Raw genomic sequence first — 12,523 nt, 5'->3', positions numbered from 1 at the left:
CCCCCGCATACGACACGGAAGGCAGCCATGACCAAGCGTGAGCTGAGGGGCCAGCCCTTGGCCAATCCCGGGAAGCTGTTCATCGGCGGCAAGTGGGTCTCGGCCCAGGACGGCCGTACCGAACCGGACATCAGCCCGGTCGACGGCCAGGAGATCGTGCCGGTGGCCCAGGCCACCGCAGCCGACGCGGACGCGGCCGTCGCCGCCGCCCGCAAGGCGTACGAGGAAGGTCCGTGGAGCAGACTGTCCGCGCAGGAGCGAGCGCTCAGGCTGAACCGGGTCGGTGAGCTCATCGAGCGCGACCTGGAGGAGATCGCCCTGCTGGAGACCGTGGACATGGGCAAGCCGTTCGCCTTCTCCAGCACCGTCGACGCTCCCATGGCCGCCCAGCTCATGCACTACTACGCCGGTGCGGTGACCCGTGTCGACGGCTCCTCACGGGCGCCCGCCGGCGGGCAGCTGGCCTACACCCTGCGCGAACCGCTGGGCGTGGTCTGCGCGATCACCCCGTTCAACTTCCCGCTGCTGCTGTCGATGACGAAGATCGCACCGGCGCTGGCGGCGGGGAACACGGTCGTCCACAAGCCCTCCCCGGCCACCCCGCTCACCGCCCTGAAGATCGCCGAACTCTTCCAGGAGGCGGAGATCCCGGACGGTGTGCTGAACGTGATCACCGGTCCCGGCGTCGAACTGGGGGAGACCCTCACCGACCACCCGGACATCGACAAGATCGCCTTCACCGGCTCCACCGTGGTCGGCCAGTCCATCATCCGCAAGGCGGCCGGCACCCTGAAGAAGGTGACGATGGAACTCGGCGGCAAGTCCGCCAACATCGTCTTCGCCGACGCCGACCTCGACGCCGCCGAGGAACTCGCCTTCTTCGGCATCTACTACAACAAGGGCGAGATCTGCACCGCCGGCTCCCGCCTGCTCCTGCACCGGCCCATCCACGACGAGATGGTCGAACGCCTGGTCCGCCGGGCCGCCGCCCTCAAGCCGGGCGACCCGCGCGACCCGGACACGCTGTTCGGGCCGCTGGCCCACCGCGGCCAGTTCGACAAGGTCAGCTCGTACATCGAGATCGGCGAGAAGGAAGGCGCGATCCTGCGCACCGGCGGCACCGGCTGGACCCCCGAGGGCGCCTCCAGCCAGGGCCTGTATTTCCTGCCGACCGTCTTCACCGGCGTCGACAACGGGATGCGGATCGCCCAGGAGGAGATCTTCGGACCAGTCCTGTCGATCATCCCCTTCGACACCGAGGAGGACGCCGTGCGCATCGCCAACGACAGCGCGTACGGCCTCGCCGCGGGAGTTCACACCAAGGACCTGCGGCGCGCCCACCGCGTCGCCTCGCAGATCAAGGCGGGCACGGTCTGGGTCAACTGCTACAACCAGTACGACCCCTCCGTCCCCTACGGCGGCTACAAGGCCTCCGGCTACGGCCGTGAGTGCGGGCCCGAGTCGCTGGAGAGCTACACCCAGACCAAGTCGGTCTGGATCGGCATGGACTGACACCGCGGACGACAGCGCTGACCGACAGCGCGGCCCGCGCTCGGAAACCAGCGATCGAGGAGCGTCACATGCGGACAGGCATCATCGGCACCGGGCGGATCGGCACGGTCCTCGCACGGATCCTGGTGGCGGCAGGCCACGAGGTCGTGCTGGCCAACGCCCGGGGCCCGCAGACCCTCGGCCCGCTCGTGGCCGAACTGGGCCCGGCGGCCTCGGCGGCGCACCCCGTCAAGGCCGCCGGGCGGGCCGAACTCCTGGTGCTGATGGTGCCGTTCGCCTCCGTGCGGGGGCTGCTGCCGCCGCACGTCGTACAGGACAAGGTGCTGGTGGACGCCACGAACGCGTTCAGCGGCCCCGGGGACCCCGCCGATCTCGGCGGTCGCGGCTCCAGCGACCTGGTCGCCGAGTGGTATCCCGGCGCGCAGGTCGTGAAATCCCTGAACACCATGCACTTCGAAACTCTCGCAGTCGCCGGCACCGCTGCCGGTGAGCGCCTGGCGCATTTCACGGCGGGCGACGACGGGAAAGCGAAGGAAATCGTCGCGGGAATCATCACGGATCTCGGATTCGCGCCCGTAGACACCGGCCCGCTGCACTCCGGGGGAATTCTCCAGCAGCCCGGCGGGCCCCTCTTCAACCGGCCGCTCACGGAAGCGCAGGCGCTGGCATGGATATCACACTGAACGTGAACGGAAGACCCGAGCAGTTCTCGGCGCAGCCGAACGAACTGCTCGTGGAACGGCTCCGCGACGGCCTCGGACTGACCGGCACCAAAGTCGGCTGCGACACCGGCCAGTGCGGCTCCTGCGTCGTCCAGCTCGACGGCCGGTCGGTCAAGAGCTGCCTGGTCCTCACCGCCGCCGCCGCGGGCTCCGAAGTGGCGACCATCGAGGGCGTCACGACCCCCGGCGGTGAACTGACCGGGCTCCAGGAGGCGCTGCGCCAGGAGCACGGCACCCAGTGCGGGTTCTGCACACCCGGCATGGTCATGGCACTCGGCGAGCTGGTCGACAACACCGCCGGCGGCGAGGCCCCCACCGAGCCCGAGATCCGTGAATGGCTCACCGGCAACCTCTGCCGCTGCACCGGCTACCACAGCGTCGTACGCGGAGTGCAGCGTGCCTGCGCGGCCGCCCGCGCCGAGACGCCCGCGGGAGCCTCCGCCGGATCCGCCGCCGGGTCCTCCGCTGCCGGACAGGAGGCGTGAGGGAGATGACCACAGTGACGGGGGAGACCTCCCTGCCGGGGAACGGCGTTCTCGGGCAGCCGCTGGACAGCCGCGAGGACCCGCAGCTGCTGCGCGGCGAAGCCAAGTACGTCGGGGACATCGACCTGCCCGGCACGGCCCACATGGCCATCCTGGGCAGCCCGGTCGCCCACGCGAAGATCCTCTCCATCCAGACCAAGGCGGCCGAGCAGCTGCCCGGCGTGCTGAAGGTGGCCACCGCCGCCGACTTCACCGACGTCATGCCGCTGCCCTGCATTTGGATACCCGGCGGGGTCGAGAGCCACTTCCCGCCCCACCCGTACGGACTTCCCGGCGCCCGCCCGGTCCTGACCGGCGACACCGTGCGCCACGTCGGCGACCCCATCGCCGTCGTCGTCGCCGAGACCCCGCGCCAGGCCGCCGCGGCGCTGGCCGCCATCGCCGTCGAGTACGAGCCCCTGCCCGTGGTCACCCGGGCCGACGAGGCGCTCGCCGAGGGCGCGCCCCAGCTGCACGAGGCGGTCCCGGGCAACCTGAACGCGTACTGGACCTGCGGCGACAAGGACCGCACCGACGCGGCCATCGCCGAAGCCGAGGTCACCGTCGAGCTCGACCTGGTGAATCAGCGCACCATCAACAGCCCCATCGAGCCGCGCGGAGCGGTCGGCGACTACAACGCCGCGACCGGCGAGTACACGCTCCACGCCTCCACCCAGGGCCCGCACAACCACCGCTTCCTGCTCTCCGCGCTGGTCCTCGGCATCCCCTTCAACAAACTCCGGGTGATCGCCCCGACCGTCGGCGGCAGCTTCGGCACCAAGGGATACCTCTACCCCGACATGGCGCTGGTCCTGCTCCTGTCCAAGGCACTCGGCAGGCCCGTGAAGTGGGTGGACACCCGCACCGGGCTGATGAACTCCACGGTCCAGGGCCGAGACCACCGCCAGCACGTCACCCTCGCCGGCACCCGCGACGGCCGCATCACCGCCGTACGCTGCACCAGTTACGCCAACCTCGGCGCGTACCCCTCGACGATCGGCCCCGGTGTCGCCACCGCCCTGATGGGCCGCTCCATCAGCGGGATGTACGACATCGACGCCGCCTTCTGCGAGGTCTACGCCGCCTTCACCAACACCGTCTCGCTCGGCGCACAGCGCGGCAGCGGGCGCGCCGAGGCCGCCTTCCTCATGGAACGCCTGGTCGACCGGTACGCCTCCGAGATCGGCATGGACCCGGCGGCGGTACGGCGCAAGAACCTGGTGCCGACGGAGAAGTTCCCGTACGACAACGGCCTCGGCTGGACCTACGACTCCGGGAACTACCAGCTGAACTTCGACCGGGCCATCGAGCTGTCCGGCTACGCCGACATGCCGGCCCGCAAGGCCGAGGCCCGCACCCGCGGCAAGCGCCTGGGCGTCGGCCTCGCCACCTACGTCGCGATCTGCGGGGTCGGCCCCTCCACCCGGATGTCCAAGGAGGGCATGCTCGGCGGCACCTGGGAGAGCGCGAACATCCGCGTCCACCCGACCGGCGAGGTCACCGTCACCGTCGGCTCCGCCTCCACCGGCCAGAGCCACGCCACCGTCTTCGCGCAGGTCGCCGCCGAGGAGCTCGGCATCGACCCGGAGCAGGTCCAGGTCTACGAGGGGGACACCCTCAAAGCCCCCTACGGGCAGGGCACCTACGGCTCCCGCTCCTACAGCATGGCCGCGCCCGCCGTCGCGCTCACCGCGCGCAAGATCAAGGCCAAGCTCGTCCGCGCCGGCGCCGTCTTCCTCGGCATCCCCGAGGACAAGGTCGTCTACGCGGGCGGCAAGGTCCACGAAGACGGCAACGAGGAGAACGCCAAGACCTTCGCCGAGCTGGCAATGGCCATGTGGTACGGCTGGGGGCTGCCCCCGGAGATCGAGCCCGCCCTCGACGAGACCACCCATTTCGACCCGCCGGACTTCAACTACCCCTTCGGGACCCACGTCGCGGTCGTCGAGGTGGACGAGCTGACCGGCGAGACCGAGGTCGTCGCCTACACCGCCGTCGACGACGCCGGGAACATCGGCAACCCGAAGGTGGTCCTCGGCCAGATCGAGGGCAGCATCGTGCACGGCCTCGGCCAGGCCCTCATGGAGGCCGCCGAGTACGACGAGAACGGGCTGCTCGTCAGCCGCGACCTGGGCCACTACGCCCTGCCGCGCGCCGCCGACGTGCCGTTCTTCGACCTCGACAAGACCGTCACGCCCACCCCGCACAACCCGCTCGGCGCCAAGGGCGCCGGCGAGATCGCCACCGTTCCGCCCGCCGCGGCCGTCGTCAACGCCGTCGTCGACGCCCTCTCCGACCTGGGCGTCACGCACATCGACATGCCGCTCACCCCCGAGACGGTCTGGCGCCGCCTGAGAGGGGAAGCCCAGTGATCCTCACCGAGTTCGACTACGTCCGGCCCGTCGGCCTCGACGAGGCGCTGACCCTGCTGTCCGGGACGCCCGGCGCCCGGGTGCTGGCCGGAGGGCAGAGCCTGCTGCCCGACCTGCGCGCCGGAGCCGACCGGGCCGGGCTGCTGGTCGACATCCGGCGGCTGGAGGAGCTGCGGGGCATCACGCGCGGCCCGGACGGCGCGGGGCTGCGGATCGGCGCCCTCACCACGCTCGCCGAGCTCTCCGCCGACCCGCTGGTACTCGCCGGGGCACCGGAACTGGCCGCCGCGGCCCGCGCCAACGGCGACCCCCAGGTCCGCAACCTCGGCACCGCGGGCGGCAACCTCGCCGCCGGGGGGCGGGCCACCGACCTGCCGGTCGCCGCCGTCGCCGCCGGCGCCCAGGTCGAACTGGCCGGTCACGGCGGGCGGTCCACCGTGACCGCCGAAGAGTTCGCGGCCGCCGGCCCGCCCGCCGGCACGGTGGTCACCGCCCTGCTGGTGCCCGCCGCCGGACGGGCCGCAGCCTTCGAGAAGACCGCCGACCGGGCCACGCGCTACCCGGTGTGCGCCACCGCCGTACGGATCACCCTCGACGGACCGCGCATCGCCGTCACCGGAGCCACCGCCCGCCCGCTGCGGCTGCGCGGGGTCGAAGACCGGCTGCGCGGGGGCCCGTACACCACGGACGCCGTGCTCGCGGCCTTCCGCGCCGAGCCCCGGGACCTCTTCGTCCCCGGGCGCGGCACCTCGGCCGAGTACCTCGGCCATCTCGCGGGGGTCCTCACCGCCCGCGCGCTGGCAAGGGCCCAGGCCCTCGCCTGACCGCACATCACGGACCCCGCACGGGGTCCATCACGGGGGAGTTGAGCTAGCAGTGGCCGACATGTACAAGACGAGCGGGGGAGTCGGCGTGCACCCAGCCGCACCAGCGGCCGGTGTGCCCAGAGGTTCCGGTTTCTGGGTGGTGGGCGCGGTCCTCGTACTGCTGATGCTCTCCTCCTCCGTGCCCTCCGCCCTCTACGTGCTCTACCAGCAGAAGTGGGACCTGTCCTCCGGCATGATCACGGTGGTCTTCGCCCTGTACGCGGTCACCGTGCTCGCCGGGCTCCTCCTGTTCGGGTCCCTGTCCGACACCCTCGGCCGGCGTCCGGTGCTGGCCGCCGGGCTGCTCCTCGCGATCGTCTCGATGGGGCTGTTCGCCGGGGCCCAGGGGCCGGGGCTGCTGCTCGCCGCCCGCGCCGTACAGGGGCTCGCCGTGGGCCTGGCCACCGGGGCGATGGGCGCGGCCCTGCTGGAACTCGCCCCCGCGTCCCGGCCCGCGCTCGGCGCCCAGGTCAACAGCGCCGGGCCGACCGTGGGGATCGGCCTGGGAGGCATCGGCGCCGGCCTCCTCGTCCAGTACGCGCCCGCGCCGACCGTCCTCAGCTACCTGCTGCTGGTCGGGGCCTTCGCGGTGACCCTGGTCGGCGTGATCCGGATGCGCGAGAGCGCCCCGGGGGCGGGGGGCCGCTTCCGGGTGGTCCCGCACCGGATCCACGTGCCGGCCGGCGCCCGCGGCCGGTTCGCCGTCCTCGTCCTGACCATCGTCGCCGTCTGGTCCGTGGGCGGTTTCTACCTCTCGCTCGGCCCGCACCTGGCCCTCTCGCTCCTGGAGTCCACCAACTACCTCGTCGGCGGAGCGACGGTCGCGCTCCTGGCCGGCGCCGCCACCGCGGCCCAGCTGATGCTGGGCCGCACCGAGGCCCTGCGGACCGCCGTCCTCGGGCTGTGCGGACTGCTCGCCGGGCTGGCCCTGGTCCTGCTCGCGCTGGGTCTCGGCTCGGCCGCGGTGTTCCTCGTGGCCACCGCGGTCCTCGGCAGCGGCTGGGGCGCCGCCTTCCTCGGGTCCTTCCGCGCGCTGAGCGCACTCGCCGACCCGGCGCACCGCGGCGAACTGACCGCCGCCGTCTACGTCTTCGCGTACCTCGCGATGAGCGTCCCGGCGGTGCTCGCCGGGATGCTCACCAACATCCACGGGCTGCACCGCACCTCGGTCGGTTTCATGGCGGCCGTCGCCGGAGTGTGCGCGCTGGCCCTGCTGGTCACCCTGCGGCTGGCCGCCCGCACCCGGGCGGAGGGGAGGACGGCATGAACCCGCTGGAACTGAGGTCCGCGCTGCGCGGTCTGGAGATCTTCGCCGGGATCACCGAGGAGCAGCTGGACTGGCTGGTCTCGGTCTCCGAGCCCCGGGTCCTCGCCGACGGTGAGGTCCTCTTCCGGGACGGCGAGGAGGCGACCGGTTTCCACGTCCTTCTGTCGGGCGGCCTGGTCGTCACCAAGGTCGTCGACGGCCGGGAGGAGGTGCTCACCCGGCACTCCACCGAGGAGGAGAGCGCCGCCGCCGAGGACCACGACGGCAAACCGTCGGCCGCCCACCGGTTCACCGGTGAGCTGCCGCTGCTGACGGAGGGCTCCTACGTGGCCACCGCGGCCGCGAGCGGGCCGTCGACCACCGTCGTGGCCTATGCGAAGCCGGTCTTCTTCGAGATGCTGACCCGCTGCCACGGGGTGGCCGCCGTGCTGATCCCCGTGCTGGCCTGGCGGATCAAGTCCTCCGAGGTGCAGGCCCGCAAGCGGGCCACCGTGGAGGCGCTCGGCACCCTCGCCGCGGGCCTGGCCCACGAGCTGAACAACCCGGCGGCCGCCGTGGCCCGGGCCGCGCAGGAGCTGGCCCCCGCCCTGGACCGGCTCACCCGTACCGCCCAGGCCTGGGGCGCTGCCGCCACCGGCGCGGAGCGCTCCGTACTCGACCGGCTCGCCGACGAGCTGGACAAGCTGCCACCGCCGGAGATCACCGACCCGCTCGCCCAGGCCGACGCCGAGGAGGAGATCGCCGACTGGGCGGAGGAGGCGGGCACCGAACGGTCGGGGCTGCTCGGCTCGGGCGTTGCGGACCTCGGCCTGGAGCTGGACTGGCTGCGGGAGCGGCTGGAGGGCGTCGGCGAGCCGGCCCTCGCCGCCGCCCTGGACCACCTGGCGGCGCTGCTGGAGATCCGCTCGCTCGCCGCGGAGCTGCGGGCGGCCGGCCCGCGCATCTCCCAACTCGTCTCCGCCACCCGGGATTACGCCAATCTCGACCGCGCGCCCGAACAGCGCTTCCGGGTGACCGACGGACTGGAGAACACGCTGGTCGTACTGCGTGCCAAGCTCTCCGGGATCAGCATCGTGCGTGCGTACGAGCCGGACCTGCCCGAACTGACGGGCTATCCGAGCGAGTTGAACCAGGTGTGGACCAACCTGGTCGACAACGCCGCCGAGGCCATGGAGGGCGCCGGCGTCCTCACCCTGCGCGCCCGGGCCGAAGGCGTCTGCATGGTCGTGGAGATCACCGACACCGGCCGCGGCATCCCGGAGGAATCCCTGCCGCGGATCTTCGAACCCTTCTACACGACCAAGGACGTGGGCAAGGGAACGGGCCTGGGGCTGCACCTCAGCTACCGCATCGTGACCCAGCGCCACCACGGGTCGATCACGGCCCGCTCGCGCCCGGGCGAGACCCGGATGGTCGTCCGGCTGCCGTTCGCCGGCAGCGCACAGTCCTGCGCCTCACCTGCCGCAACACCAGAAGTACCCACCTCCACCAGTTGAACGAGCGGAGTCGACATGGCCAAGTACGACATCTCCAAGCTGCACCCGGTGTTCGTGCGCCAGATGGAAGCGCTGGCCGCCCTGGACATCGAGGCGGTCATGAAGAACTACACCGACGACGCGGTGCTGTTGCGCTTCGAGGGCGTCTCCGTCGGCATCGAAGCCGTTCGCGAGACGTTCACCGGCTATCTCACGGTCAAGCCCACTTTGGTGGAACTCCAGGAGTACATCGAGACGGACGACACCATCTTCTACCGGGCGATCATGAACCTGAACGGTGAACCGGAGCACGCGTTCGGGACACTTGTGGTCCGCGATGGCCGAATCTGGCGGCAGACGGCCGGGTTCGGCAACTGACCGGAGAAATCTGGGTAGCGTGTGCGGGGAGGGCGGGGGACGTGCGCCCTCCCCGTATGTGTGGCAGGTCGTAGATATATGCAAGAAGTGGTGAAGGGGAGGCCATGGAACGCGAAACGGGGCGGGTCGAGGCATTCAGTGATGGTGTATTTGCCATCATCATTACGATCCTCGTCCTGGAATTAAAGGTTCCGGAAGAAACGGGATCCGAGTTCTGGCACGGCGTCCGGGAACAGTGGCCGCATTACGCCGCCTATGTGGTGAGTTTCCTCATCATTGGCGTGATGTGGGTGAACCACCACACCATCTTCAGTCACCTCAAGCGGGTCGACCGCCCGCTGTTGTTCCTGAATCTCCTGGTGCTGATGGTGGTATCGGTGATTCCCTACACCACCAACGTCCTCGCCGAACACCTCATGGAGGAAGGCGGCTCGGCCAACGCGGCGGCCGTCCTCTACAGCCTCGTCACGGTGGCCTACGCCTTGGCGTTCCTGGCCTTCTGGTGGTACGTCACCCGGGTCGGACACCTCTTCCACGAACAGGTCGACAAGGAAGGCGCCCGGGCGACGAGGGTACGTTTCGGCCTCGGTGCCATCGCCTATCCCTTGACCGTCATCCTGGCCTTCTTCTCCGCACCGCTCACCCTTGTCGCGCACTTCCTGATCGCGCTCTACTATGCGGCGAACCAGATCCCCATCCCGCTCGTGGTAGAGGAAGAGCGGCTCGAAACTGCCAGCGACCTCAGGAAGTAGCCGCGGGGGCCTACGGCCGTTCTCTGCGGTCAAGTAGGGTATTGGATCTAGCTGGTCGCGGGGGAGGCACCAGATGGCTCGCTTAGTCCTGCCGGAGGATTCCACGAAGGAAATCTCCGATTTGATCGACGACCTGATCTCTCTTCTCTTCGAGTCCTTACCCCGGCGGGACCAGCGAAACTGGGCCCGCGTTTATCTGAACGGCCTGGTGCGGACCAAAGGGAAGAAAACAATCCGTAACATCGCCGGAACCGGAGCCAGTTCCGTCGAGCAGAGCCTGCAGCAGTTCATCAGCAAGTCCCCCTGGGACTGGACCCCGGTCCGCCGCTCCCTCGCCCAGCACCTCGAACGCACCGCACAGCGCCCGCTGGCCTGGGTGCTCCAGCCCATGGTCATAGAGAAGGCCGGCGACCGCTCGGTCGGCGTCGGCCGGCAGTTCGTCCCCCAGTTGGGCCGTACCGCCAACTGTCAGCAGGCCAGCGGGATCTGGCTCGCCTCCAGCGAGGCGAGCTTCCCGGTCGAATGGACCCTCACCCTCCCCGGGCCCTGGACCAGCGAACTGCTGCGCCGCCGCAGGGCCGGCATCCCCGACACGGCCCGCTCGCTCACCCCCGCCCAGGACGCCGTACACGCCGTCCAGCGGATGGCCGCCACCTGGCAACTCCAGCGCCGGCCCGTGGTGATGGAGGTCGCCAACGGGGATCTCCCACAGAGCATCGAGTCCTTCGCCCTCCAGGACATCCCCTTCGTCTTCAAGGTCGACGGCTCGCTGCCCGTCTCCTTCGGCGGCGCAGGCCGCCACAAGCCGGGCCCCCACACCGCGCCCGCCCGTGAACTCATCGACTCCCTGCGCTCCCAGCGCCGCGTCGTCGAATGGACCCGGCACGGCCGGGCCGAAGGCGCGGTGACCCTGCTGACCTCGGCCTCCATCCTCGCCACCCCCAGCGAGGACCGGCCCGCCCCCGCACCGTCGACCCCGCTGCTGCTGGTCGGAGCCTGGACCGAAGCCGCACTGCTTCCCTCCGAGTTCTGGATCACCAACATCGGCGACCGGCCCCTCGCCCAGCTGTTCCTGCTCGCCAAACTCACCGACCGCGTGTCCCTCGACTTCACCGAGACCTGCGAACCCGTGGGCATCCGGGACTTCGAGGGCCGCTCCTTCCGCGGCTGGCACCACCACGCCACCCTGGCCAGCGTCGCCCACGCCGCCAAACTCCTGGGCGCGCGCGATCCGGCGGCCGACGCGTACACAGGACCCGCCCGCGCCGCCGCCGCCCGCGCCGCCGCCGCCCGCGCCGCCGCCGCGGGCCGGCCCACCGCCACCCGGCCGCCGGCCCCGGCCGTGATGCCGCCCAGGCCGCTCATCCCCGGCCAGACCCCGCGCCGCGAGTACATCCGCTGATGCTCGACATAGCCGACGAGCTACGCGCGTGGTGCGCCGCGCGCCGGGAGTTCGCCCTGGCCACCGTCGTCTCCGTCAGCGGGAGCGCCCCGCGCGGACCGGGCGCCTCGCTCGCCGTCGACGACCGGGGCGCCGCGCTCGGCTCCGTCTCCGGGGGCTGCGTGGAGTCCGCCGTCCACGAGCTCTGCCTGGACGCGATCGAATCCGGCAAGGGCGGCCTGCACCGCTTCGGCTACAGCGACGACGACGCCTTCGCCGTGGGACTCACCTGCGGGGGAGTCCTGGACGTCCTGGTCACCCCGGTGCGCGGGCGCGACCCCGTGCGCCCGGTCCTCGGATCGGTGCTCGACGCCGCCGCCGACGGCACCCGGGCCGCGCTGGCCCGGGTGGTCTCCGGCCCGCCGTCCCAGCTCGGACGGGCACTCGCCGTGCACGCCGACGGATCGTACGAGGGCTCCCTGGCCGGCGGCGCCGACCTGGACCGGGCCGCCGCCGGACAGGTCAGGGCGCTCCTGCTGGCCGGGCGCACCGGCACCGTCGAGCTCGGCACGGCCGGCGGACTGTGCGGCGAGCCGCTGACCCTGCTGGTCGAATCGGCCGCCGAGCCGCCCCGGCTGATCGTCTACGGAGCCATTGACTTCGCTTCCGCCCTGGCGCGGATCGGCGCCTTCCTGGGGCACCGGGTCACCGTGTGCGACGCCCGGCCCGTCTTCGCGACCCCAGCCCGCTTCCCCGGCGCCGACGAGGTGGTCGTCGACTGGCCGCACCGGCACCTGGCCGCGGAACGGGACGCGGGCCGGCTGGACACCCGTACCGCCGTGTGCGTCCTCACCCACGACGTCAAGTTCGACGTACCGCTGCTCGCACTCGCCCTGCGGCTGCCGCTGGGGTACGTCGGCGCCATGGGATCGCGGCGCACCCACGCCGATCGGGTAGCGCGGCTGCGCGAGGAAGGAGTGCCGCAGGCCGCCCTGGACCGGCTGCGCTCCCCGATCGGCCTCGACCTGGGCGCGTCGACCCCCGAGGAGACGGCCCTGGCCATCGCCGCCGAGTTCACGGCGGTCCGGTACGGCGGATCGGCCCTCCCCCTGGTGGCCGGCAGCCGGCCGATCCACCGCCGGAGGACGAAAGTCCCGTAGGAAACGACCAGGCGGCCCCATGTGTCCTGGACGATCGGCCCGGGCGGTGTGAACCCCGGGCCATGGGAGAATGAAGTACGTGCGTTTCCTCGGCTGCCCTGTCGAGGCCATAGA

General features: G+C 71.4%; 11 protein-coding genes. All 11 read left to right on the top strand.

All coding sequences use genetic code 11. The features are described 5' to 3' along the window. Window positions 1-27: 27 nt before the first annotated feature. The 11 genes from AB0D48_RS25350 to AB0D48_RS25300 all read left to right on the top strand — a co-directional run bounded on the left by AB0D48_RS25350 (window position 28) and on the right by AB0D48_RS25300 (window position 12,409). Complete coding sequence (locus AB0D48_RS25350; protein ID WP_362401197.1) at window positions 28-1,512, top strand: aldehyde dehydrogenase family protein; 1,485 nt, start codon at window positions 28-30, stop codon at window positions 1,510-1,512. Further along, window positions 1,449-2,195, top strand: coding sequence for an NAD(P)-binding domain-containing protein (locus tag AB0D48_RS25345; protein WP_362401194.1), 747 nt, complete (start codon window positions 1,449-1,451; stop codon window positions 2,193-2,195). Before AB0D48_RS25350 ends, AB0D48_RS25345 begins: the two co-directional genes overlap by 64 nt. After that, window positions 2,180-2,719, top strand: a complete 540-nt coding sequence (locus tag AB0D48_RS25340) for a (2Fe-2S)-binding protein (protein WP_362401191.1) — start codon at window positions 2,180-2,182, stop codon at window positions 2,717-2,719. Before AB0D48_RS25345 ends, AB0D48_RS25340 begins: the two co-directional genes overlap by 16 nt. Window positions 2,720-2,724: 5 nt before the next feature. Further along, a complete protein-coding gene (locus AB0D48_RS25335; RefSeq protein WP_362401188.1) occupies window positions 2,725-5,130 on the top strand; it encodes a xanthine dehydrogenase family protein molybdopterin-binding subunit in 2,406 nt (801 codons plus the stop codon). After that, window positions 5,127-5,954: an FAD binding domain-containing protein gene (locus AB0D48_RS25330; RefSeq protein ID WP_362401185.1), complete on the top strand. Its 828-nt coding sequence runs from the start codon at window positions 5,127-5,129 to the stop codon at window positions 5,952-5,954. The genes AB0D48_RS25335 and AB0D48_RS25330 overlap by 4 nt, the downstream gene beginning before the upstream one ends. Window positions 5,955-6,015: 61 nt before the next feature. Further along, window positions 6,016-7,263, top strand: coding sequence for an MFS transporter (locus AB0D48_RS25325; protein WP_362401287.1), 1,248 nt, complete (start codon window positions 6,016-6,018; stop codon window positions 7,261-7,263). Further along, window positions 7,260-8,759 carry an ATP-binding protein gene (locus AB0D48_RS25320; RefSeq protein ID WP_362401182.1) on the top strand — a complete coding sequence of 500 codons (1,500 nt, stop codon included), beginning with the start codon at window positions 7,260-7,262 and terminating at the stop codon, window positions 8,757-8,759. The genes AB0D48_RS25325 and AB0D48_RS25320 overlap by 4 nt, the downstream gene beginning before the upstream one ends. Window positions 8,760-8,774: 15 nt before the next feature. Further along, on the top strand, window positions 8,775-9,116 hold the full coding sequence (locus tag AB0D48_RS25315; RefSeq protein ID WP_362401179.1) for a nuclear transport factor 2 family protein: 342 nt from the start codon (window positions 8,775-8,777) through the stop codon (window positions 9,114-9,116). Window positions 9,117-9,220: 104 nt separating this feature from the next. Further along, window positions 9,221-9,868 (top strand): TMEM175 family protein, encoded by a 648-nt coding sequence (locus AB0D48_RS25310; RefSeq protein WP_362401176.1) that lies wholly within the window; start codon window positions 9,221-9,223, stop codon window positions 9,866-9,868. Window positions 9,869-9,941: 73 nt separating this feature from the next. Continuing rightward, window positions 9,942-11,270 carry a transposase gene (locus AB0D48_RS25305; RefSeq protein ID WP_362401174.1) on the top strand — a complete coding sequence of 443 codons (1,329 nt, stop codon included), beginning with the start codon at window positions 9,942-9,944 and terminating at the stop codon, window positions 11,268-11,270. After that, window positions 11,270-12,409, top strand: coding sequence for an XdhC family protein (locus tag AB0D48_RS25300; protein ID WP_362401171.1), 1,140 nt, complete (start codon window positions 11,270-11,272; stop codon window positions 12,407-12,409). The genes AB0D48_RS25305 and AB0D48_RS25300 overlap by 1 nt, the downstream gene beginning before the upstream one ends. Window positions 12,410-12,523 lie beyond the last annotated feature (114 nt).

Origin of the sequence: Streptomyces sp. NPDC048269, assembly GCF_040652395.1 — a bacterium.
Classification (GTDB): domain Bacteria; phylum Actinomycetota; class Actinomycetes; order Streptomycetales; family Streptomycetaceae; genus Streptomyces.
This window is presented reverse-complemented; position numbering and strand designations above follow the sequence as displayed.